This window comes from Roseateles sp. FW301-B2 (assembly GCF_058788955.1).
Genome location: NZ_JBYTBE010000019.1, coordinates 77,211 through 99,868, shown reverse-complemented (window position 1 = coordinate 99,868; position 22,658 = coordinate 77,211). Strand labels below are relative to the sequence as shown.

The window sequence follows — 22,658 nt, the reverse complement described above, 5'->3', positions numbered from 1 at the left end:
CACCCGGACCCCGCCAGCACCACGCTGGTGGCCTGCCTCTGCGCCGGTTGGTGCCAGCTGTGCGGCAGCTACCACGACACTTTTGCACAGCTGCGCAGCCTGTATCCCCAGTACCGCTTCGTCTGGGTGGACATCGAGGACGATGCCGAGTTGGTGGGCGACCTGGATGTGGAAACCTTCCCCACCCTGCTGGTGGGCGTGGGCGAGGAGCTGCGCTTTTGCGGCCCGCTGACGCCGCAGCTGGCCACCGCCCAGCGCCTGTTGGACTCGCTGCGCGATGCCGGCCCGGCCCGCGACGCCGGCCCCGCCGCCCAGGCCCTGCTCGCGCGCCTGCAACACAGCTGCTGAGCGGGGGGCCTGGCCGGGCTTGCGGCGACAATGCGGGCCTTGCCTGGCTAAGCCGCACCCACATATGACCGTACAACTCAAGACCTCGGTGGCCCGCGCCACCCCCATCATTGCCGTCGACCGCGCCGCCTTCAAGGCGCTGGCGCCCAAGCTGCCCAAGGCGACGCAGAACTGGCTCGCCACCTGCGGCTTCAGCGGCGCACCCGACAGCTTTGCCCTGGTGCCCGGCGCCGACGGCAAGCTGGGCCAGGTGTTCGCCGGCATCGGCCATGTGGCCCATCCCTTCGCGCTGGCGGCCCTGCCCAAGGCCCTGCCCGAGGGCCAGTACCACCTGAGCGACGAAGGTCTCGCCATCCCGGCCGAGCAGGCTGCGATGTCCTGGGAACTGGGCGCCTACCAGTTCGACCTCTACAAGCCGCGCAGCCGCCCGGCAGCCGTGCTGCTGCTGGCCCCGGGCGCCGAGGCCGAGCGCGGCCTGGCCCTGGCCACCGCCATCAGCGCCACGCGCGATCTGGTCAACACGCCGGCCGAGCACATGGGCCCGGAGGAGCTGGCCCAGGCCGCCGCCCTGGTGGCCAAGCAGCATGGCGCCAAGTTCAAGCAGATCGTCGGTGACGCGCTGCTGAAGCAGAACTTCCCCGCCATCCACGCCGTGGGCCGTGCCGCCACGCGCGCGCCGCGCCTGATCGAGCTGAACTGGGGCAGTGCCAAGCATCCGCTGGTGAGCCTGGTAGGCAAGGGCGTCTGCTTCGACACCGGCGGCCTGGACCTGAAGAGCGCCGAGGGCATGCGTCAGATGAAGAAGGACATGGGCGGTGCCGCCAATGCCCTGGGCCTGGCCGCGCTCATCATGGCGCTGAAGCTGCCGGTGCGCCTGCAGGTATTGATCCCGGCGGTGGAAAACGCCGTGGCCGGCAATGCCTACCGCCCCGGCGATGTGATCAAGACCCGCAAGGGCCTGCACATCGAGATCGGCAATACCGATGCCGAGGGCCGTGTGGTGCTGTCCGACGCCCTGGCCTACGCCAGCGAACACAAGCCCGAGCTCATCATCGACCTGGCCACCCTCACCGGCGCCGCCCGCGTGGCGCTGGGCGCGCAGCTGCCCGCCCTGTTCACCAAGCATATGGACACCGGCCGCGAGCTGGTGGACCTGGGTCTGAAGCTGGACGACCCGCTGTGGCACATGCCGCTGTGGGCGCCCTACCAGGAGGGCATTGCCTCCAGCATCGGCGACATCGTCAACACCGGCCGCAGCGCCCTGGCCGGCGCCATCAATGCGGCGCTGTTCCTCGAGTACTTCGTGCCCGAGCAGCAGGACTGGCTGCACATCGATCTGTTCGCCTGGAACGACCAGCCGCGCGCCGGTCGCCCGGTGGGCGGCGAGGCGCAGACCATCCGCACCCTGCTGGCCTATCTGGAAGAACGCTTCGCATAAACGTGGGCACCCGGCGGCGGGGTACCGCCGCCACCCACCAAGCGGGTAGCCCGGGCGCCTTGGGGCGGCCCGGCGCCGCCCGGGCTTGCCACTACTTCCCGTCCAGGATCCACTGCGCCGCCCGCTCGGCGATCATCAAGGTCGGCGAGTTGGTGTTGCCGCTGGTGATGGTGGGCATCACGCTCGCATCCACCACGCGCAGGCCGGCCACGCCACGCACGCGCAGGTGCGAGTCCACCACTGCGCTGGTATCGTCAGCGCGGCCCATCTTGCAGGTGCCCACCGGGTGGAAGATGGTGGTGGCGATGTCGCCGGCCAGGCGTGCCAGGTCCGCATCGCTCTGGAATTGCACGCCGGGCTTGTACTCCTCGGGCCGGTAGCGCGCCAGCGCCGGCTGGGCCACGATGCGGCGCGTCAGGCGCAGGCTCTCGGCGGCAATGTGGCGGTCCTCATCGGTGCTCAGATAGTTGGGCGCAATCAGCGGCGCCATGGCCGGATCGGCCGACTGGATCTGCACCGTGCCGCGGCTCGTCGGATTGAGATTGCAGACGCTGGCGGTGATGGCATTGAAGCTGTGCAGCGGCTCGCCAAACGCGTCCAGCGAGAGCGGCTGCACGTGGTACTCCAGATCGGGCCAGGTCTTGTCGGGTGAGCTACGCGTGAAGGCGCCCAGCTGCGAGGGCGCCATGCTCATCGGCCCGCTGCGCCTGAACACATATTCCATGCCGATCTTGGCCTTGCCCCACCAGCTGTTCGCCAGGGTGTTCAAGGTCTTGGTGCCCTGCACCTTGAAGACGGCGCGGATCTGCAGATGGTCCTGCAGGTTGGCGCCCAAGCCCTCCAGCGCCTGCTGCACGGCGATGCCGTGGCGCTGCAGCAGCGCGGCCGGGCCCAGGCCCGAGAGCTGCAGGATCTGCGGCGAGCCGATCGCGCCGGCGGCCAGCAGCAGCTCGCCGCCGGGATTGAGCTTCACCGTCTCCAGCCCATGCGGGGTGCGCACCTCGGCACCGCTGCAGCGCAGCTGGCCGTCCTCACGCTGCAGCGTGAGCCGCTGCACCTGGGCGCCGGTCCAAAGCTCGAAGTTGGGCCGGCCCAGACAGGTGGGGCGCAGAAAGGCCTTGGCGGTGTTCCAGCGCCAGCCGGCGCGCTGGTTCACCTCGAAATAACCCACACCTTCATTGCTGCCGCGGTTGAAGTCGTCCGTGGCCGGGATGCCGGCCTGGGTGGCGGCCTGGGCAAAGGCGTCCAGCACCTCCCAGCGCAGGCGCTGGCGCTCCACCCGCCATTCGCCACCATGGCCATGCAGGGCTTTGAATGCATCGCTCACGCCCACCGCCGCATCCAGGCGCCAATGGTTCTCGTGCTTCTTGAAGTGCGGCAAGACCTGACCCCATTGCCAGGCCGCGTCCCCGGTGGCCTCGGCCCAGGCGTCGTAGTCGCGCGCCTGGCCGCGCATATAGATCATGCCGTTGATGCTGGAGCAGCCGCCCAGCACCTTGCCGCGCGGGTAGCGCAGGCGGCGCCCGTTCAGGCCCGCGTCGGCCTCGGTCTGGTAGAGCCAGTCGGTGCGCGGATTGCCGATGCAGTACAGGTAGCCGACCGGGATATGGATCCAGTGGTAGTCGTCCTTGCCGCCGGCCTCCAGCAGCAGCACGCGCTTGGACGGATCGGCCGAGAGCCGGTTGGCCAGCAGACAACCGGCCGTGCCGGCACCGACGATGATGTAGTCGAAGCTCATGCACCGCATGCTGGCGCAGCCGGCCGTTAGCGGCAAGCGCAAAGCTACTTACTCAAGCCATTGCTGAGCGCATACCAGTCCAAACGTCGCGTCAGCACCATCACTGTCGCCAGCATGACAAACAGCAGCAGTGCACCCACCACCAGGGCGGCCTGCTCCATGCGCAGCAGCACGAACAGCGCGCCGTAGAGCGCCGCCACCCCGCCACCGAAAACCAGGCCGCGCAGCCAGCCGCCCAGCATATGGGCGCCGTAATAGCCCAGCAGGGCCACCGCCGCGCCGGCCGCCGCCGCATAGGAAGGCTCGAAGGCCAGATGCTCCGAGAGGCTCAGCAGCAGCAGGAAGAACAGGCTTTGCGCCAGACCCACCAGCAGGTACTGCACCGGGTGCACCCGCCGGCCAGAGAGCAGCTCCACCAGCGAGACCGAGGTGAAGGTGAGCAGGATGAACATCAGCCCGTATTTGATGGCGCGATCGCTCATCACATAGGGGTTGATGGGATCGACCATCTCGAACATCAGCGTGTCCGCCTCGGCCGCCTTGTCGCTGTTGGACAGGCCCACGATGGGGCGGCCGCGCTGCACCCAGTCCGCCGCGGTGCTGGACAGCTCGGAGACCTGCCAGTGCGCCTTGAAGCCCTGCGCACCCGTGCTGCGCTCCACCGGCAGAAAGCGGCCGCCGAAGCTAGGATGCGGCCAGTCCGAGTGCAGGTCGAGGCTGGTGGAGGCGGCTGCGGGCACGAAGGCAAATCGCTGTGTGCCCGCCAGGTCCAGCTGGACCCGCAGGCTCAGCGCACCCGCCTGTGCCGGCAGCGCGGCATGCAAGCCCTGCGGGTAGGCGGGGTGCAGCGTGCCGGGCTGCACCTGCAGGCGCTGCTCGCCCAGGCGCAGGTCCACGCCGCGCAGGCCGCGCACATCGCTGGTGGCCAGCATCACCATCAGGTCGCCGCAGAGCAGCTGGCTGCCCGCATGCTCGGCCTGAGGCTGCAAACGCTCCAGCGAGGGCCACTGCGCATCCAGCTGCAGGCGGCCGGCATAGCCGTTCACCTTGAAGAGGCCGCGGTAGCGCGGCTCGAGGTTGAGGCCACCGCCCACCTGCAGGCCGCCGGGCACGGCACTGAGCATGAACTCGCGCTTCACGGCCACCTGGCGGCGCTCGCGCCCCTCGCCCTGCCATTCCTCCCATTGCTCGCTGCACTGCCGCGTCAGCAGCGGCCCCAGCAAGACCTGGCCCCCGGCCAGCGACTCCTCCACGCTGCGCACCGCCTCGCGCTGGCGCGCCTGGCGCTCGTCCACCAGCCAGCCGATACGCAGCAGCACCAAGCTCAAGATCAGGCTAACCCCGGTCAAGATCATCATCTTCCAGCCCCATGCGCGTGCCATCTTGCAGTCCTCCTTGTTGCGAGGTCTGCAGTCTGGCCAGGCCCGGTGAAGGCATCAGGGCGTGGGTGAAGCGAGTGTGAAGATGACGCGCAAACCCGGCTCGGCGGGCTCGAAGTCCAGGCTGCCGCCATGCAGCAGCGCCACCTGGCGGGCGATTGCCAAGCCCAGGCCCGAGCCCTTGCCGCGGCCATCGGGGCGGGCGGTGGAAAAGAAACGTTGGCCGAGCTGGCCCCAGGCCTGCGCGGGCACGCCGGGGCCGTGGTCGCGCAGCGCAAAGCAGGCGCGGCCGGGCTGGCGCCACAGGCGCAGCTCCAGCATGGAGCCGGACGGCGCAAAGTCGAGCGCGTTCACCAGCAGATTGCTGAGTGCCAGCTCCACCTGCTCGGCATCGGCCTGCACCACAATCGCTTCGCGCTCCAGCCAGCGCAGCTGCAGGCCGCGCTGCGCGATGCGGCTGGCCTCGCGCGCCAGCAGGCGCAGCAGCAGTTCGTCCAGTTGCAGTCGCTCGGGGTGTGCAGGGCCACGCTGCAGTTCCAGCTTGGAGAGCTCCAGCATGCGGTCCACCAGCTCGCGCAGGCGCTCGCTCTGCTCCACCACCTGGGCGGCAAAGCGCTGGCGGTCAGCGGGCGCCAGCTCCTCATGCAGGAGCTCGCCGGCACCGCGCATGGCGGCCAGCGGGCTTTTCAACTCGTGCGTGAGGGCGCGCACCGTCTGCTCGATATGCTCGCGGCCCTCCAGGCGCTCGCGCATTGCCTCCATCGCCTGAGCCAGGTCGCCCAGCTCGCCGGGCACTTGCGGCAAGGACTCGCGTGCACCGGCCTGCACCCGGCGTGCATAGTCGCGCAGGCGCCGCACGTTGAGGATCAGCCAGCCCGTCACCGTCACGCCAATCGCTAGTGAGAACAGCAGCAGCGAGAGGCCTGCGATCAAGATGCGGCGCTCGGCGCGGTCGATGAAACGCTGTACCGTGGCCATGGGCTTGGCCACCGTCACCACGCCCAGCAGCTTACCGGCGCCGCCGGGCTCGCGCACCGGCGCGGCCACATACATGACGTTGCTGCGCTCGTCGTCCTGCACATCGCGGCTGGTGCGGGCGCCGTATTCGCCGCGCAGCGCCAGCGCCACATCGCGCCATTGCGAATAGTCCTGGCCCACCGCGCTGCCGGCACCGCTGTCCAGCAAGACCTGACCCTGGCCGTCGGTGACGTAGATGCGCAGATCCAGGCTCTGCTTGCGCAGGCCCCAGATGCGCGCGTCCACCGGGCGCTTGGCATAGTCCTGCAGCTGGCGCGCCAGCCGCGTCTCGGCCAGCTTGCCGCCCTGCGCCACCAGGGCCAGGTCCTCGGCGGCCAGCTCGGCCAGTAGATTGGCGCTGTCGACCATGATGTCTTCCATGACCTCGCGCACGCTGGGCTTCACTTCCGCCAGGAAGACGCGCAGCACGAAGAAGGCCGTCAGGCCGGTGATCAGGAAGAACGCCAGGAACAGGCGCAGGCCGAGGCGCATCTATGGCTTCTCGTTCAATTCGAGCGAGTAACCCAGGCCCCGATGCGTGCGTATCGGGTCCAGCTCGGGCGAGGCGGCGCGCAGCTTGGCGCGCAGGGTCTTGATATGGGTGTCCACCGTTCGGTCCATGCTCTCGGCCGACTGGCCCCAGACGGCATCCAGCAGGCTCTCCCGGCTGTGAATGCGTGAGGGAGCGGCCAGCAGGCGCTTCAGCAGGCCGAGCTCGCGCCGCGTCAAGTCCAGCGGCTGGCCGTTCAGGCGCACGCGCAGGCCGTCGGCATCGAGCTCGAAGCCGTCCGGCCTGGCCACCAAGGCGGGCGCCTGGGCGCGCCGCAGCAGTGCCCGCACCCGCGCCACCAGCTCGCGCGGGCTGAAGGGCTTGGTGAGGTAGTCGTCGGCGCCGAGCTCCAGGCCGAGCACGCGGTCCCATTCCTCGGCGCGTGCACTCAGGATCAGGATGGGCAGATTGCCTTGCTGGCGCAACTCGCGGCAGAGGTCCAGGCCGTTGCCATCGGGCAGGCCGAGGTCCAGCACGGCCAGATCGGGCGGAGCCTCGTGCAGGCGGCGGCGCGCTTCGTGCAGCCAGCTCTGGTGCTCGACCTCGAAACCCTCGCGCTGCAGCGCGAACTGCACCGTGCCGGCAATCGCGGGATCGTCCTCCAGCAGCAGGATGCGTGGCTTGTGCTGCAAGGCCTCAGCTCGAGAGATGCGTGGCCAGCACCGGGAAGAGCTTCACCAGGCCGTCGGCCAGCAGTTCCACCGCCAGCGCCGCCAGGATCAGGCCCATCAGCCGGGTCATGATGTTGATGCCGGTCTGGCCCAGCACGCGCGCGATGCGGCCCGAGGCCGAAAACACCGCATAGGTCACCAGGCCCACCACCACGCCATAGCCCACCAGCACCGCCAGCTCCCACCAGTGGCGCGTCTTCTCGGCGTAGATCACCATGGTGGATATGGTGGCCGGGCCGGTCAGCAGCGGGATCGTCAGCGGCACCACCGCGATGCTGGCGCCGGCATCGACCTTGCTGGAGCCCTCGCTGACGTCGGTCTGGCGCGCCTCGGCCGGCTGGGCGTTGAGCATCTGCAGCGAGCTGATCAGGAGCAGGGTACCGCCGCCCACCTGGAAGGAGGGCAGGGTGATGCTGAAGAACTCGATCACCTTGAGGCCCGCCACCGCGCTCACCGCGATCACCACAAAGGCCGAGAAGGCGCTCACGCGGATGGTGTGCTGGCGCTGTTCCTTGGTGAAGGTCTGGGTGAAGTGGATGAAGAAGGGCACCACCCCGATCGGATTGACGATGGCGAGCAGCGCGACCAGGGGCTTGTAGATGTCCATGGGGCTTGATGTTATGCGCTGGCCAGCCCGCGCAGGTAGGCCAATCCCTGAGCGGCGCGCGGGCCGTACCAGCTCAGCAGCTCGCCATCCACCAGCTGCACCCGCGCCTGCGGGCACAGGGCCTGCGCCTCGGCCAGGTGCTCGGCGCCGAAGCGATAGGGTTCGGAGCTCAGCAGCACGCGCTCGATCTGCGCCAGCCAGGGCTCGTCGCCCTGCAGCACCGGATAGCGCGCCGCGCCCTGCTCGCCGCCCAGGGCCTCGGGCCAGCTCTGCCAGCCCACCTGGGTCAGCATGCGAGCAATGTAGGTGTCGCGCGCCACCGTCATCCAGGGCGCGCGCCAGATCAGATACAGCACCCGCCGGCGCGGCCAATCGCTGGCGGCGCAGGCGGCCAGCTCCTGCCGCAGGCCCGTCGCCAGCGCCTCGGCGCGTTCATCCACCCCGGGCAGATGGCCGAAGGCGGCGCGCATCTGCGCCAGCAGTGCGAGGTTGTCGGCAGGGCCCTGCGGATGCGTGACCAGCACCTGCGGCACGAACTCGCGCAGCGCCTCGGCGGTCTCCAGCCGGTTCTCGTCCACATTGACGACCACATGGCTGGGCGCGAGCCGGCGCAGCTTGGCCAGGTTCACGTCCTTGGTGCCACCCACCTTGGGCACGGCGGCCAGGGCCGCGGCGGGATGGATGCAGAAGCCGGTGCGGGCCACCAGATAGGGGCCCAGGCCCAGGGCCACCAGCAGCTCGGTGATCGAGGGCACCAGGCTGGCGATGCGCGGCGCCCCCTGCGCCATGCTCAGACGCCCTGCTCGTCCCATGGCGTCTCGTTGAGGGCCAGGTAGACGGCGCAGCAGCCGCGCAGATAGATCAGGGCGGGCAGCACCAGGGCCAGCGCAAACACCGCGCCGCCGCCCACCATGGCCGCCTGGCCGGCGGGCGTGACCGTCACCGGCGCGCCCGCCGAGCCCAGCGCGCGCAGGCCATAGCCGAACAGCCCGGCCATGAACTGCTGCGGCGGCACCTGCACCCCCGCCGCCCAGGGCGAGATCAGGGCCATGCTGCGGCCGCCGGCCATCACCACAAAACTCACCACCGCGCTCACCAGGGCGGTGAGGGCCAGCACGCCGGCCATCAGCACGGCCGCCTCCAGCAGGCGATGGCGCAGCAGCCGGCCATGCATGCGCAAGGTGTTCTCCACGCCCTGGTCGGCCCAGATCGAGGGGCCGGTGAGCGGCCCCACCAGCACCGTCACCGCCAGGCCCGCCACGCCCAGCAGCAGCACGCCGGCCGGCACCAGCAGGGTGAACCAGTAAAGGCCCACGCCGGGCAGGCGCACCAGCCACAGCGCCGCCAGCAGCAAGCCCAGCACGAGCGCGGCCCCCAGCAAGAGCAGCAGCAGATTGACCAGCACGCGCGCCGCCGCGCCCAGCGCCGCGGGCATGGCGTCCTGCACATCGCGGATCGGCCGCCCCAGGGCCTGGTCCATCAGCAGCAGGCCGGTGAGGTTGACACCGTAAAAGGCGACAAGCACCGCGCTCACCCCCCATACCAGACCCCAGGCGCCGTCGCTGCGGGCCAGCGCCGCCTCGGCCATCGCCAGCAGCAGGCCGGCAAAGCAGAAGCTGCTCAGCAGGGCGTAGAGCGCCGGGCCGTTGCGCACGGCCTCCACGCTGGCGAACACCCGGTTCAGGGCGTGCAGGGAGAGTTTTTGCATGTGGCCGGCATGATAGCGAGGCCCCGGCCCGCACCAGGGCGGCGCCCGCGCCCAGCGTTGGCCCGATTTACGGGTTTTCCTCAGAAGCTGAAAAACAACACTCAGCCTTGGGCGCTTTACGGATCACTGGATCTCTCACCCATAATCGTTTACCTGTGTTCGGACGCCGCGCCTTCGCTTGAATGGTTCACGATGGGTTGAAGCTCCACATGGTTATTTGGTATTGAAAGGGCTTCCCCATGGGAAACAAGCTTTACGTAGGCAACCTCGCCTACAGCGTCCGTGACGAATCGCTGCAAGAAGCATTCGGTCAATTTGGCACCGTGACCTCGGCCAAGGTCATGATGGACCGCGAAACCGGCCGTTCCAAGGGCTTCGGCTTCGTGGAAATGGGTTCGGACGCCGAGGCGCAAAGCGCCATCAACGGCATGAACGGCCAGGCTCTGGAAGGCCGTGCGATCGTGGTGAACGAAGCACGTCCTCGTGAAGAGCGTCCGGGTGGCTTCGGCGGCGGCGGCCGTTCCGGCGGCGGCGGCTTCGGCGGCGGTGGCCGTTCGGGCGGCGGCGGCTACGGTGGTGGCGGCGGTGGCGGCTACGGCGGTGGCCGTTCGGGCGGCTACTGATCAGCCAGCGCTTCGGCACTGCACAAGAAAGGCACCTTCGGGTGCCTTTTTCTTTGGCCCTTGCCCTTACTCGCCCTGCCGGTGCTTGCGCGGACGCCCGGCCAGTAGACGGTCAAACAGCGCGTTGGGCAGCAGCCGCATCGCGCGCGCCACCACCCCCATCTGCCAGGGGATGAAGCGTAGGCTGGCGCCGGCCTCGATGGCCGCATAGGCGCGCGCCGCGAAGTCGGCGGGCTGCATCAGAAAGGGCATGCGATAGCGGTTCTTGCTGGTCAGCGGGGTGGCGATGTAGCCGGGCGCGATCGTCACCACCTTCACGCCGTAGGGCCGGCATTCGCCGCGCAGGCTCTCGCAAAAGCTGATCACCGCCGCCTTGCTGGAGCAATAGCCGGCGTGCCCCGGCAGGCCGCGGATGCCGGCCACGCTGGCCACCCCCACCAGCCGTCCGCTGCCGCGCGCATTCATCGCCGCCACAAAGGGCTGGAAGGTCGCGGCCAGGCCGATGTTGTTGGTGGCGTAGATGCGCTGCAGCACCGCCAGGTCCTCCGGGATCGCCGTGTCCATGCCGATGCTGATGCCGGCATTGGCGATCACCACGTCGGGCAGGCCCTGCTCGGCGATGCATTGGCGCCCGGCCGCGGTGATGGCGGCCACATCGCTGACATCGGCCGGGTAGATGCGATAGCGCGCCGCGCTCAGGCCTTGCGCCTGCGCCCAGTCGGCCAGCTCCTGGCCGCGCCGGGCCACCAGGGCAAGCGCCCAGCCCTGCTGGTAGTAGTGCAGCGCCATCGCCTGGCCGAGGCCGCTGGAGGCACCGGTGATGAACACCAGTTTCGTCATGGCTTGGCCGCCTTGCCGCGCAGCCCCGGCGGATCGAAGCGCGCCGTGCTGGGGCCGTTGAAGCTCAGCAGGCCCTTGAGGTTGTCGTACTCGAAGTTCTGGGCCCGCATCTCACCGCCGCGCGTGGCGATGCGCACCGGCAGGTGCGAGCGCAGCTTCTCGGTGTTGACGAAGGCATGCAGGAACTCGCCCTGCACCTGCAGATCGGGCAGGGCGCCGGCCGCCGACTTGGCCGGGTAGCGCTGCACCTGCACCTCGCCCAGCAGCTGGATCTCGCTGCCATCGCTGTTGCTGAGCGCACGCCGCGCCTGCGCCTCGGTGCGGCTGCCGTTCTCGCCATAGGCCTGCAGGCGCACGCCGTCGAGTTCGATGGTGTCGGTATCGGGGTAATGGCGCATCGCCGCGCCCTGCAGATGCACGCGCAGCTCGCCGGTGGGCGCGAAACGCTGCATCTCGAAACCCTTCATCTGGTAGTCGGGCTCATGCTTGGCCGGCACCGGCTCCATCGGCCCGTCGGGCATGGGCGTGTGCTTGACCAGCCACCAGGTGCCGGCCGCCAGCAGCGCCATCATCAGCAACGGCAGATAGGCCGAGAGCAGGGCCTGCAGGCGCCAGATCAGCGGCTGCCGCAGGCGCGGTGCCGCCGCCGCGGCGGGGGCCAGGCGCGCCGTCGTCGTCGTCAAGCCGCGCCTCCGTCCAGGGTGCTGAGATGGCCCTGCAGCAGCGCGGCGTAGCGGCCGGCGGCCATCAGCAGCAGGTCGCAGCACTCGCGCGCCGCGCCATGGCCGCCCGCGGCCGCGGTGACATGGTGCGCCACCGCCTTCACCTCGGCATGGGCCTGGGCCGGCGCGCAGGCAAAACCGGCGCGCGTCAGCAGCGGCAGATCGGGCCAGTCGTCGCCCATCGCGGCCACCTCGGGCCAGTCCAGGCCCAAGCGGTCCAGCAGCGGCTGGGCCACCGCCAACTTGTCCTTGGCGCCGTAGACGGCGTGCTGCAGGCCCAGATCGGCCACGCGCCGGCGCACCGCCGGCGAGTCGCGCCCGGTGATGATGATGGGCGTGATGCCGCCCTGGGCCAGCAGCTTGAGGCCATGGCCGTCCAGGGTGTTGAAGGCCTTCACGCCCTCGCCCTGCTCGCCGATGTAGATGCGGCCGTCGGTGAGCACGCCGTCCACGTCGAAGATCGCCGCCTTGATGGCAAGACCTGGCCCCTGGGCCTTGAGCAGGAGTTCGGGCGCAAAGCGCAGGGCCGGTTGCAGCAAGGCCATCAGATCACCTTGGCCGACATCAGGTCGTTGATGCTGATGGCGCCCAGCAGATGATGGGCCTCGTCCACCACCAGCACCAGGGTGATGCGGGCCGCTTCCATCAGATCGGCCGCGTCCACCGCCAGCGCATCGGCGCGCACGGTGCGCGGGTTCTTGGACATCACGTCGCCGGCCTTGAGCGTGCGCAGGTCGCCGCCGCGCTCGATCAGGCGGCGCAGGTCGCCATCGGTGAAGATGCCCTGCACGCGGTCCTCCTCGTCCACCAGGATGGCCACGCCCAGGCTCTTGCCCGACATCTCGCGCATCATCTCGGTGAAGGGCAGCTCGGCCTGCACGCGCGGCAGCGCCGCGCCGCTGCGCATCAGGTCGCGCACATGGGTCAGCAGCTTGCGGCCCAGCGCGCCGCCGGGGTGCGAGCGCGCAAAGTCCTCGGGCTTGAAGCCGCGCGCATCCAGCAGGGCCACGGCCAGGGCGTCGCCCAGCGCCATCTGCGCGGTGGTGCTGGCGGTGGGCGCGAGGTTGAGCGGACAGGCTTCCTGGTCGACCCGGCTGTCGAGCACCACATGGGCGTGGCGCGCCAGGCTGGAGGCGGCGCCGCCAGTCATCGCGATGATGTGGACACCCAGGCGCTTGAGCACCGGCAGGATGGCGTTGAGCTCGTCGCTCTCGCCGGAATTGGAGAGCGCCAGCACCACGTCCTTGGGCGTGACCATGCCGAGGTCGCCATGGCTGGCCTCGGCCGGGTGCACGAACAGCGCCGGCGTGCCGGTGGAGGCCAGGGTGGCGGCGATCTTGCGACCCACATGGCCGCTCTTGCCCATGCCCATCACGGCCACGCGTCCGCTGCAGGCCAGCACCAGCTGCACCGCATGTGCAAACGCATCACCCAGGCGCGGGCCCATCGCGGTGAGCGCGGCGGCCTCGATCTGCAGGGTCTCGCGACCCAGGTCCACCGCGCGCGCGGCATCGAATTGCTGGGGGGAAATGCTCATCCGGGCAGTGTAGCGGCGGCCGCCTGCACTGTAGTGGCCGGCTACTACCCGCCCGACCGCACGAATTTCCACAATCAACGCGCGTCCAAACCCAAACAGGAGACATCGATGAGTGCCAAGAAACTGTTGTTGCTGGCCGGCGACTACGTGGAGGATTACGAGATCATGGTGCCCTTCCAGGCCCTGCTGGCGGTGGGCCACCAGGTGCATGCGGTATGCCCAGGCAAGGCGGCCGGCGAGCATGTGCTGACCGCCATCCACGACTTCGAGGGTGCCCAGACCTACTCCGAGAAGCCGGGCCACCGCTTTGCGCTGAACGCCACGTTTGCAGACATCCGGCCCGAGGACTACGACGGTCTGGTGATCCCCGGCGGTCGCGCGCCCGAGTACCTGCGCACCCTGCCTGGCGTGTTGGAGCTGGTGCAGCATTTTGCGCACGCCAACAAGCCGATCGCGGCGATCTGCCATGGTGCGCAGCTGCTGGCGGCGGCGGGCGTGATACGCGGCAAGCAGGTCTCGGCCTATCCGGCCTGCGCCGCCGAGGTGAGGCTGGCCGGCGCCGACTACGCCAACATCCCGGTGGACCAGGCCGTCACCGACGGGCAGTTGGTCACCGCCCCGGCCTGGCCGGCGCATCCGGCCTGGATCGCGCAGTTCCTGGCCGTGCTGGGCACGCGCATCAGCCTCTGATCCATACTGCGGCACAGCCAGGAGGTGACGAGCATGTGCGAAGTCTTCATCAGCGCCAACCCGGAGTCCTACGAGTCGCGCACGCGCTCGGTGCGCCTGCATGGCGTGGTCACCAGCATCCGGCTGGAGAACCTGCACTGGGAGGTACTGGAGGAGATCGGCGCGCGCGATGGCCTGGGCGTGATCCAGCTGATCGAAAAGCTCTACGACGAGCTGGTGCAGGCACGCGGTGCGGTCGGCAACTTCGCCTCCTTCCTGCGCGTGAGTGCGCTGCGCTATATGGCCCTGCAGGCCCGCCAGCGCATCCCCACCGACCTGGGCGTGCCGATCCGTTCACTGCAGGCCGGCGAGGTGCTGCAGGGTTTGCCGGCCAGCTGGCACAAGCCCTTGCGGCGCGTGACCCTGCGGGATTGACGCGGCAGAAGAAGAAAAAAGGCCACCCCTGGGTGGCCTTTGCTTGGCAGGGACGAGCCCTTAGTGTCAGGGATACAGACCGCGCTCCTCGCGCGCCTGCAGCACGCGCGTGCAGGCCACCGTGAAGGCGGCGGTGCGCAGCGAGATGCGGTGCTGTTCCGAGGTCTCCCAGATGCCCTTGAACGCGCCGGTGATGATCTTGTCCAGGCGCACGTTGATCTCGTCCTCGGTCCAGAAGAAGGACGAGAAGTCCTGCACCCATTCGAAGTAGGAGACCGTCACGCCGCCCGAATTGGCGATCACGTCGGGCACGACGATGATGCCGCGGTCGGCCAGCACCTGGTCGCCATCGGGGGTGGTGGGGCCGTTGGCGCCTTCCAGCACCAGGCGGGTGGAGAGGCGCTGGGCACGCTCGGCGGTGATCTGGCCTTCCAGCGCGGCCGGGATCAGCACATCGGTCTTGACGTCCCAGAAGTTCTCGTTGGCGATATGGTCGGCGCCGGCAAAGCCGCCCACGCCGCCGGTCTTGGCCACGTGGTCGAGCAGGTCCTGCATGTCCATGCCGCGGTCGTTCAGGATGGTGCCGGTGTGGTCCTGCACGGCCACGATCTTGGCGCCATTGGCGGCGAACAGCTTGGCGGCGATCGAGCCCACATTGCCGAAGCCCTGGACCGCCACGCGCGCGCCTTCCATCGCGATATTGAGGCGGCGCATCGCCTCGCGGCCGATCACGAACACGCCGCGGCCGGTGGCGGCCACGCGGCCCAGCGAGCCACCCAGCGGGATCGGCTTGCCGGTGACGACGCCGGTCGCGGTGGCGCCGGTGTTCATCGAGTAGGTGTCCATCATCCAGGCCATGATCTGGCCGTTGGTGTTGACGTCGGGCGCCGGGATGTCCTGCTGCGGGCCGATGATGATGCCGATCTCGCTGGTGTACCGGCGCGTAACTTTTTCCAGTTCCTTCATCGACAGGGTCTTGGGATCGAGGCGGATGCCGCCCTTGGCGCCGCCATAGGGCAGGTTGACCGCGGCGTTCTTGATCGTCATCCAGGCCGACAGCGCCATCACTTCTTCCAGCGTCACATCGGGGTGGTAGCGCACGCCGCCCTTGCCGGGGCCGCGCGTCAGGCTGTGCTGCACGCGGTAGCCCTCATAGTGGGCGATGGTGCCGTTGTCGAGTTCGATGGGGATATCCACGATCAGCGCGCGCTTGGGGCGGCGCAGCGTCTCGACCCAGCGTGCCAGATGACCCAGGTAGGGTTCAACGGCGTCGATCTGGGACAGGTAGGTGCCCCAGGGACTGTTGCGCGTGGGCGAGACGAAAGACAAATTGGGCATGTACTGCTCCGTAATTTTTGGTGGCGCGAACGGTATCGCGAAGCCTTTGCGCTTGCCAAAGCCGAGTGCACATGTGCCCATGCGGCATGCGCATAGGGTGCGCATGCCGGTCGCTGCGGCCGGTCTGGCATGTGGCTTGCATCGCCTCATGCAGGCTTGGCATGGCGCCGGGCCGCCAAGCACGACCGTTACCATCGGCACATGATGAACTCGCTGGATCTGACCCTGCTCTACCTGGTGGCCGCGGTGCTGGGCGTGGTGGCCTGCCGCTTCTTCAAGCTGCCGCCCATGCTGGGCTATCTGGTGGTGGGGGTGCTGATCGGCCCGAACGCGCTGGAGCTCTCGGGCCGCAGCGCCGGCGTCAACTACCTGGCCGAGTTCGGCGTGGTGTTCCTGATGTTCGTGATCGGGCTGGAGTTCAACCTGCCCAAGCTGCGCAGCATGCGCAGCCTGGTGTTCGGCATGGGGCTGCTGCAGGTGGCGCTCACCATCCTCGGCACCATGGCGGGCCATGTGATGCTGGACCGCGGGCTCGACGCCCTGGGCCTGCCCTGGGAGCTGGAATGGAAGGGCGCCCTGGTGCTGGGCGCGGCCATGGCGATGAGCTCCACCGCCATCGTGGTGAAGCTGATGGCCGAACGGCTGGAGCTGGAAAGCGAGCATGGCCGGCGCGTCATCGCGGTGCTGCTGTTCCAGGATCTGGCGGTGGTGCCGCTGCTGGTGCTGATCCCGGCACTGAACAGCAGCGGCGCCGAGATGGCCAGCTCGCTGGCCTGGGCCGGCCTCAAGGCGGTGGCCCTGCTGACCCTGCTGCTGGCCGGCGGCCAGAAGGTGATGCGCTGGTGGCTCACCCTGGTGGCGCGCCGCAAGAGCGAAGAACTCTTCATGCTGAATCTGCTGCTGGTGACCCTGGGCCTGGCCTGGCTCACCGAGCATGCCGGGCTCTCGCTGGCGCTGGGCGCCTTCATCGCCGGCATGCTGATTGCCGAGACCGAGTTCAAGCACCAGGTGGAGACCGACATCCGGCCCTTTCACGACGTGCTGCTGGGGCTGTTCTTCATCACCATCGGCATGAAGCTGGACTGGCGCGCGGTGAGCGCGCAATGGCCGCTGGTGGTGGTGCTGACGCTGGCGCCCACCATGGCCAAGTTCCTGCTCATCGCCGCGCTGGCCAAGCTGTTCCAGGCGCCCACCGGGGTCTCGCTGCGCACCGGCCTCTACCTGGCGCAGGCGGGTGAATTCGGCTTCGTGCTGCTGACCCTGGGCGCGCAGCAGGAGTTGGTCGCGGCGCAATGGGTCAGCCCGGTGCTGGCCAGCATGGTGCTGTCGATGCTGGCCACGCCGGTGATCATCATGTACAGCAACCGCATCGTCATGAAGCTCTCGGCCAGTGACTGGCTCTTGCAATCGGTGCAGCTGACGACGATTGCCAAGAAGGCCATCAAGGCCGACGCCCACGTCATCATCTGCGGCTACGGCCGCAGCGGCCAGAACCTGGCGCGCCTGCTGGAGGGCGAGCACATCCCCTATATGGCGCTGGACCTGGACCCCGACCGCGTGCGCCAGGCCGCCGCGGCCGGCCAGAGCGTGGTGTTCGGCGACGCCGCGCGCCTGCAAAGCCTGATGGCGGCCGGCCTGTCGCGCGCCAGCGCGGTGGTGGTGAGCTACCCCGACACGCCCTCGGCGCTGAAGATCCTGCAGCTGGTGCGCGCCCATGCCGCCCATGTGCCGGTGGTGGTGCGCACCATCGACGACAGCGACCTCGAGCGCCTGCGCGCCGCCGGCGCCACCGAGGTGGTGCCCGAGGCCATCGAGGGCTCGCTGATGCTGGCCAGCCATGCGCTGGCCCTGGTGGGCGTGCCGATGCGGCGCGTGATCCGCCTCACCCGCGATGCGCGCGATGCGCGCTACGGCCTGCTGCGCGGCTACTTCCACGGCGCCGACGACGACACCGCCGAGGAGCGCGAGCAGGCGCGCCTGCGCTCGGTCACCCTGCCGGTCGCCAGCGCCTACGCCAGGCAGCCACTCGGCCAGCTGGCCCTGCATGCCACCGGGGTGGCGGTGGTGTCGGTCAAGCGCGCCGGCGGCGCGGTGGTGCAGGCCGAGGACCAGCTGCTGCTGCAGGGCGGCGACACCCTGGTGCTCTCGGGCACGCCGGGCGCGCTGGCGCTGGCCGAGGAAAAGCTGCTGCGCGCCTGAGCCCGCGCCGATCAAGCCCTGGCGCCCGGGCGACAGCCTGATGCCTGCGTGACATGCGCGCGCCGCGGCTTGCGCCACACTGCGGCCCATGAGTTCCACCACCGCCCCCGGCCAGCGCCGCCGCATCTACCTGATGCGCCACGGCGCGGTGAGCTATTTCGACGCCACCACCGGCCGGCCGGTGCTGCCCGAGCAGGTCTCGCTCAACGAACTGGGCCAGGCCCAGGCGCGCGCCGCCGGCGAGCAGTTCGCCCGCGAGGGCGTGCGCTTCGACCGCGTCATCGTCTCGGGCCTGCCGCGCACCGTGCAGACCGCCGGCCTGGTGCTGCAGCAGCTCGGCGCGAGCGCGCAAGCCCTGAGCCCGCAGACCTGGCCCGAGCTGCAGGAGATCCGCGGCGGCCGCCTGGCCGAGATCCCGCAGGCCGATCTGCAGGCCGCCTTCACCGGCCTGCACCATGCCCGGCTGGGTGAGGACACGCGCTTTCTGAATGGCGAAAGCGTCGGCGAGCTGCTGGACCGCGTGCTGCCCGCGGTGGCGCGGCTGCGTGCCGACCCGGGCTGGGACTGCGCCCTGCTGGTGCTGCATGGCGTCGTCAACGCCGCCATCCTCTCGCACGCGCTGAGCGGCGGCCAGCGCCTGCTGTATGGCTCGCTGGTGCAGAGCCCGGCCTGCATCAATGTGCTGGACGTGGGCGCGGCGCCCGACGACTGGCTGCTGCGCGTCTGCAATTTCGCGCCCACCGGCGCCCTGCACGTGGAAGAACGCCACACCACCATGGAAGCGCTCTACCAGCAGTACCTGCGCTACCGCGCATTGCAAGAGGAAAAAAAGGAGGCCTGAACGCATGATCCGCATCACCGGTACCTATGTCTGGCGCGAGGGCGCCCGCTTTGACCACGAGACCTACGAGCGCGAGCACATGGCGCTGACGCGCGAACTGCTCACGCCGCTGGGCCTGACACGGCTGGAGGCCGAGCGCTTCCTGCACCCCAAGGGGCCACGCGCTGGCGAGCCCGTGGCGGCCACCAATGCCTACTTCGCCAGCCTGGAACAGGCCCAGGCAGCGCTGGCCCAGGCCGGCGCCCAGCTCGCCGCGCATGTGGCGCAGTACACCGATTTGCAACCGCAGCTGCGCCTCAGCCAGCTCACGTCCATCGCCTGACAGGCACAAGGAAAGGTCTTCTTCATCATGGAATTCGACTACAGCCCCAAGGTCCAGGCGATGCAGGCCCGTCTGCTCGCCTTCTTCGACCAGCACATCTACCCCAACGAACAGCGCCTGCATGCCGAGATCGAGGCGAACCGCCGCGCCGGCAACCCCTGGCTGGCCACCAAGCTGATCGAGGAGCTGAAGCCGCTGGCGCGCCAGGCCGGGCTGTGGAACCTGTTCCTGCCCAAGTCCTCGCGCGCACCGGAGGGCCTCTCCAACCTCGAGTACGCGCCGCTGTGCGAGATCATGGGGCGCGTCTGGTGGGCCGCCGAGGTCTTCAACTGCTCGGCCCCCGACACCGGCAATATGGAGACGCTGGAGCGCTACGGCACCGAGGCGCAGAAGGACCAATGGCTGGAGCCGCTGCTGCGCGGCGAGATCCGCTCGGCCTTCCTGATGACCGAACCCGCGGTGGCCTCCAGCGACGCCACCAATATCGAGTGCAGCATCGTGCGCGATGGCGACGAGTACGTCATCAATGGCGTGAAGTGGTGGTCCTCGGGCGCCGGCGACCCGCGCTGCGCCATCTACATCGTGATGGGCAAGACCAACCCCGAGGCCGGCCGCCACGAGCAGCAGTCGATGATTCTGGTGCCCGCCAACGCGCCGGGCGTCAAGGTACTGCGCCCGCTCACCGTGTTCGGCTACGACGATGCGCCGCATGGCCATATGGAGATCGAGCTCAAGAACGTGCGCGTGCCGGTCGGCAATCTGCTGCTGGGCGAGGGCCGCGGCTTCGAGATCGCCCAGGGCCGCCTCGGCCCCGGCCGCATCCACCACTGCATGCGCTCGATCGGCGCCGCCGAGCGCGCGCTGGAACTGATGTGCCAGCGCGCCGTCTCGCGCGTCGCCTTCGGCAAGACCCTGGCGCAGCAGACCGTCACGCAGGAACGCATCGCCGAGGCGCGCTGCATGATCGACCAGGCCCGCCTGCTCACGCTCAAGGCCGCCTACATGATGGACACGGTGGGCAACAAGGTCGCCAAGGCCGAGATCGCGATGATCAAGATCGTCGCGCCCAATATGGCCCTGCAGGTGATCGACTGGGCCATGCAGGTCTATGGCGGCGCCGGCGTCAGCGGCGACACCCCGCTGGCCATGATGTGGGCGCACCAGCGCACGCTGCGCTTTGCCGACGGCCCGGACGAGGTGCACCGCAACTCGCTGGCCAAGCTGGAGCTGTCGCGCCACATGAAGCTGCCGACCGACCGGGTGAAGATGCCGGTGACGCGCGGCGCCTGAGCCCAGCAAGCCCCCCCCGAAGAGGGAAGGGTCTTGCCGGATACCTGCAGGGGCCCGGCTGACTAGCATGCGGGCAAACCATGAGTCCGCATCCTGGATGAGCCGCTTCGCCCTTGCCCGCACCTGGCCCACGCTGGCCTTCGCCCTGCTGCTGCTGGGCCAGGCCGCGGCCTTGGCGCTGAGCCTGGGCGGCGGCGCGGGCTGGCTGCCCTGGCTGCTGACGGGCCTGCTGGCGCTGAGCAGCCTGCTGGCGCTGGCGACCCTGAGCACGCTGCGGCGCGCCCGCGCCAAGGCCGAGCGCGCCCAGCGCACGCTGGAGGAGGCCATCGACGCCCTGCCCGCCAGCGTCGAGATCTATGACGAGACCGACCGTCTGGTGGCCTTCAACCAGCGCCTGGTGGAGATCTATCCGCACATGCTGCGCGAGTTCCAGCGCCGGGCCGGCTTCGAGGACATGGTGCGCGCCTCGCTGGCGCGCCAGGGCATCCCCGAGGCGATCGGCCGCGAAGAGGAATGGCTGGCCGAGCGCAAGCGCCAGCGCGGCCGCCAGAGCGCACCGCTGCTGCAGAACGTGCACGACGAGATCTGGTTGCGCGTGTTCGAGCGCCGCACCCCCTCGGGCGGCATCGTCGGCGTGCGCCTGGACGTGAGCGACCTGATCCACGAGCAGCAGCGCCTGGCCGCCAGCCAGGCCCATCTGCACGCCATCATCCAGTCGGCCATGAACGGCATCCTCACGCTCGATGCCGAGGGCCATGTGCTGGAGGTCAACCCCAGCTGCGAGCAGCTGTTCGGCTTCAGCGCCGCCGAGCTGCAGGGCGGCCACCTGAGCATGCTGTTCAGCGGCGGCCTCAGCGAGCTGGCACCGCAGTCGCTGCTGGGCCAGCCGCGCGAGGTGAGCGCGCGCCACCGCAGCGGCGAGGAGCTCTCGCTGCAGCTCACCATGGCCGAGGTGCGCACCGCCACCACCCATCTGTTCGTCTGCATCGTCACCGACTTCAGCGAGCGCAAGCGCCAGGAGCTGCGCCTGAAGCGCGCTAACGAGTTGCTGGCGCGCCAGTCCACCACCGACGGTCTCACCGGCGTGGGCAACCGCCGCCTGTTCGACCAGGCCCTGCAGCAGGAATGGCTGCGCAGCGCCCGCTCGGGCCAGCCGCTGGCCATCCTGCTGGTGGACATCGACCACTTCAAGCAATACAACGACCGCTACGGCCATGTCGCGGGCGACGACGCGCTGCGCCGCGTCGCCACCCTGCTGCGCTCCTGCGTGGGCCGGGGGGGTGAGTCGGTGTGCCGTTATGGCGGCGAGGAGTTCGTGGTGCTGCTGGTCGACACCGACCTGGCCGGCGCCCAGGTGGTGGCACAGCGCTGCCTCGACAGCCTGCGCCTGGCCGCGATCGAGCACGAGGCCTCACCGGTGCGACCCACGCTGAGCCTCAGCATCGGCGTGGCGGCGCGCCTGGGGCACAGCCAGGTGGCGGCGCAAAGCCTGCTCGAGGCCGCCGATGCGGCGCTCTACAAGGCCAAGCAGGGCGGCCGCGCCAGGATGGTGTGCGAGGCCAGGATCGCCTGATCCGGCGGACAATCGGGGCATGCAAGACCCCAGCGCCTATATCAAGCAGCACATCCGCACCGTGCCCGACTGGCCCGCGGCCGGCGTGCAGTTTCGCGACATCACGCCCCTGCTGTCGAACCCGCGCGTGTTCCGCGTGCTGATCGACCAGTTCGTGCACCGCTATTTCGACAGCCGGCCGGCCGCCATCGCCGGGCTGGACGCGCGCGGCTTCATCATCGGCTCGGTGCTGGCCTACGAGCTCAATGTCGGCTTCATCCCGATCCGCAAGAAGGGCAAGCTGCCCTTCACCACGGTGGAGGAAACCTATGAGCTCGAGTACGGCAGCGCCACGGTGGAGATGCATACCGATGCGGTGCAGCCCGGCGACCGCGTGGTGCTGATCGACGACCTGATCGCCACCGGCGGCACCATGCTGGCCGGCGCGCGCCTGCTGCAGCGCCTGGGCGCCACGGTGATCGAGGGCGCCGCCATCGTCGACCTGCCCGAACTCGGCGGCTCGGCGCGCCTGCGCGCCGCCGGCCTGCCCCTGCACACCCTGGTGGATTTCGCCGGGCACTGAGACCCTAGGGCCTGTTAACACGACGTTTGCCCGTGCGAACGGGGCCGGCAGGGCCCAGGTCTAGGCGGACGACGCAGCCCAGGCTGGCTGCCTGGGCAAGGAGTTCAACGACGAGATGGGCCCTGCCAGCCCCGTTCCCTTCGGGTTGCCACCAGAAAAGCCGTGCACGTCGTTGCAAAGCCTCGCCGGGGGAGTCACCCCGGCTTCGGTTTGCGCCTAGTTCACGGCTTTTCTGGTGGCAACGCATCGGG

At 69.5% G+C, this 22,658-nt stretch carries 23 protein-coding genes; 11 read left to right on the top strand and 12 right to left on the bottom strand.

Annotated features, from left to right (window positions below; genetic code table 11):
* Positions 1-348: thioredoxin family protein (locus AC3WQY_RS14545; protein WP_492709347.1), on the top strand; the 348-nt coding region annotated here is incomplete at its 5' end.
* A 64-nt stretch (positions 349-412) separates the two neighbouring features.
* Positions 413-1,786, top strand: a complete 1,374-nt coding sequence (locus tag AC3WQY_RS14540; protein WP_492709345.1) for a leucyl aminopeptidase family protein — start codon at positions 413-415, stop codon at positions 1,784-1,786.
* A gap of 91 nt (positions 1,787-1,877) precedes the next feature.
* Here AC3WQY_RS14540 and AC3WQY_RS14535 read toward each other — a convergent pair whose 3' ends face one another.
* From AC3WQY_RS14535 to AC3WQY_RS14505, 7 genes are read right to left on the bottom strand one after another with little or no spacing between them, the layout of a single operon-like run.
* On the bottom strand, positions 1,878-3,533 hold the full coding sequence (locus tag AC3WQY_RS14535; protein WP_492709343.1) for a GMC family oxidoreductase: 1,656 nt from the start codon (positions 3,531-3,533) through the stop codon (positions 1,878-1,880).
* A gap of 35 nt (positions 3,534-3,568) precedes the next feature.
* Complete coding sequence (gene creD, locus AC3WQY_RS14530; protein WP_492709341.1) at positions 3,569-4,906, bottom strand: cell envelope integrity protein CreD; 1,338 nt, start codon at positions 4,904-4,906, stop codon at positions 3,569-3,571.
* 54 nt (positions 4,907-4,960) lie between these two features.
* Positions 4,961-6,412, bottom strand: coding sequence for a two-component system sensor histidine kinase CreC (creC, locus tag AC3WQY_RS14525; protein WP_492709339.1), 1,452 nt, complete (start codon positions 6,410-6,412; stop codon positions 4,961-4,963).
* Complete coding sequence (gene creB, locus AC3WQY_RS14520; RefSeq protein WP_492709337.1) at positions 6,413-7,102, bottom strand: two-component system response regulator CreB; 690 nt, start codon at positions 7,100-7,102, stop codon at positions 6,413-6,415.
* Between the two features lie 4 nt (positions 7,103-7,106).
* Positions 7,107-7,748, bottom strand: coding sequence for a MarC family protein (locus AC3WQY_RS14515; RefSeq protein WP_492709335.1), 642 nt, complete (start codon positions 7,746-7,748; stop codon positions 7,107-7,109).
* A gap of 11 nt (positions 7,749-7,759) precedes the next feature.
* Positions 7,760-8,560: a helical backbone metal receptor gene (locus tag AC3WQY_RS14510; protein WP_492709333.1), complete on the bottom strand. Its 801-nt coding sequence runs from the start codon at positions 8,558-8,560 to the stop codon at positions 7,760-7,762.
* Positions 8,539-9,456: a hypothetical protein gene (locus AC3WQY_RS14505; RefSeq protein WP_285234398.1), complete on the bottom strand. Its 918-nt coding sequence runs from the start codon at positions 9,454-9,456 to the stop codon at positions 8,539-8,541. Before AC3WQY_RS14505 ends, AC3WQY_RS14510 begins: the two co-directional genes overlap by 22 nt.
* 239 nt (positions 9,457-9,695) lie before the next feature.
* Between AC3WQY_RS14505 and rbp the strand changes: the two genes are divergently transcribed.
* Entirely contained in the window at positions 9,696-10,079 is a 384-nt protein-coding gene (gene rbp, locus AC3WQY_RS14500; RefSeq protein ID WP_492709331.1) for an RNA-binding regulator, read from the top strand.
* A 66-nt stretch (positions 10,080-10,145) separates the two neighbouring features.
* On the opposite strand, the gene AC3WQY_RS14495 is transcribed toward rbp, so the two are convergent.
* The 4 genes from AC3WQY_RS14495 to AC3WQY_RS14480 are packed head-to-tail and all read right to left on the bottom strand — an operon-like array spanning position 10,146 to position 13,178.
* On the bottom strand, positions 10,146-10,919 hold the full coding sequence (locus tag AC3WQY_RS14495; protein WP_492709329.1) for an SDR family oxidoreductase: 774 nt from the start codon (positions 10,917-10,919) through the stop codon (positions 10,146-10,148).
* The gene (gene lptC / locus AC3WQY_RS14490) at positions 10,916-11,602 is read right to left on the bottom strand and encodes an LPS export ABC transporter periplasmic protein LptC (RefSeq protein ID WP_285234401.1); all 687 of its coding nucleotides are present in this window, start codon (positions 11,600-11,602) and stop codon (positions 10,916-10,918) included. The genes AC3WQY_RS14495 and lptC overlap by 4 nt, the downstream gene beginning before the upstream one ends.
* Positions 11,599-12,186, bottom strand: a complete 588-nt coding sequence (locus AC3WQY_RS14485) for a KdsC family phosphatase (RefSeq protein WP_492709327.1) — start codon at positions 12,184-12,186, stop codon at positions 11,599-11,601. The genes lptC and AC3WQY_RS14485 overlap by 4 nt, the downstream gene beginning before the upstream one ends.
* Positions 12,186-13,178: a KpsF/GutQ family sugar-phosphate isomerase gene (locus AC3WQY_RS14480; protein ID WP_492709325.1), complete on the bottom strand. Its 993-nt coding sequence runs from the start codon at positions 13,176-13,178 to the stop codon at positions 12,186-12,188. The genes AC3WQY_RS14485 and AC3WQY_RS14480 overlap by 1 nt, the downstream gene beginning before the upstream one ends.
* 108 nt (positions 13,179-13,286) lie before the next feature.
* Between AC3WQY_RS14480 and AC3WQY_RS14475 the strand changes: the two genes are divergently transcribed.
* Both AC3WQY_RS14475 and AC3WQY_RS14470 read left to right on the top strand, forming a co-directional pair.
* Positions 13,287-13,868 carry a DJ-1/PfpI family protein gene (locus tag AC3WQY_RS14475; RefSeq protein ID WP_285234404.1) on the top strand — a complete coding sequence of 194 codons (582 nt, stop codon included), beginning with the start codon at positions 13,287-13,289 and terminating at the stop codon, positions 13,866-13,868.
* A 33-nt stretch (positions 13,869-13,901) separates the two neighbouring features.
* Positions 13,902-14,282, top strand: a complete 381-nt coding sequence (locus AC3WQY_RS14470; protein WP_492709323.1) for a ribbon-helix-helix domain-containing protein — start codon at positions 13,902-13,904, stop codon at positions 14,280-14,282.
* Positions 14,283-14,348: 66 nt separating this feature from the next.
* Here the strand turns inward: AC3WQY_RS14470 and AC3WQY_RS14465 are convergent, their stop codons facing one another.
* On the bottom strand, positions 14,349-15,620 hold the full coding sequence (locus tag AC3WQY_RS14465; protein WP_285234406.1) for a Glu/Leu/Phe/Val family dehydrogenase: 1,272 nt from the start codon (positions 15,618-15,620) through the stop codon (positions 14,349-14,351).
* 204 nt (positions 15,621-15,824) lie between these two features.
* Here AC3WQY_RS14465 and AC3WQY_RS14460 point away from each other — a divergent pair, with 204 nt between their 5' ends.
* The 6 genes from AC3WQY_RS14460 to AC3WQY_RS14435 all read left to right on the top strand — a co-directional run bounded on the left by AC3WQY_RS14460 (position 15,825) and on the right by AC3WQY_RS14435 (position 22,407).
* Positions 15,825-17,819 (top strand): monovalent cation:proton antiporter family protein, encoded by a 1,995-nt coding sequence (locus AC3WQY_RS14460; RefSeq protein ID WP_425334693.1) that lies wholly within the window; start codon positions 15,825-15,827, stop codon positions 17,817-17,819.
* Positions 17,820-17,907: 88 nt separating this feature from the next.
* Positions 17,908-18,660: a histidine phosphatase family protein gene (locus tag AC3WQY_RS14455; RefSeq protein WP_492709321.1), complete on the top strand. Its 753-nt coding sequence runs from the start codon at positions 17,908-17,910 to the stop codon at positions 18,658-18,660.
* Positions 18,661-18,664: 4 nt separating this feature from the next.
* Entirely contained in the window at positions 18,665-18,982 is a 318-nt protein-coding gene (locus AC3WQY_RS14450; protein WP_285234409.1) for an EthD family reductase, read from the top strand.
* Positions 18,983-19,009: 27 nt separating this feature from the next.
* Entirely contained in the window at positions 19,010-20,272 is a 1,263-nt protein-coding gene (locus tag AC3WQY_RS14445; RefSeq protein ID WP_285234410.1) for an acyl-CoA dehydrogenase family protein, read from the top strand.
* A 97-nt stretch (positions 20,273-20,369) separates the two neighbouring features.
* On the top strand, positions 20,370-21,845 hold the full coding sequence (locus tag AC3WQY_RS14440) for a sensor domain-containing diguanylate cyclase (protein ID WP_492709318.1): 1,476 nt from the start codon (positions 20,370-20,372) through the stop codon (positions 21,843-21,845).
* A gap of 19 nt (positions 21,846-21,864) precedes the next feature.
* Complete coding sequence (locus tag AC3WQY_RS14435; RefSeq protein ID WP_492709316.1) at positions 21,865-22,407, top strand: adenine phosphoribosyltransferase; 543 nt, start codon at positions 21,865-21,867, stop codon at positions 22,405-22,407.
* The last annotated feature ends 251 nt before the right edge of the window (positions 22,408-22,658 follow it).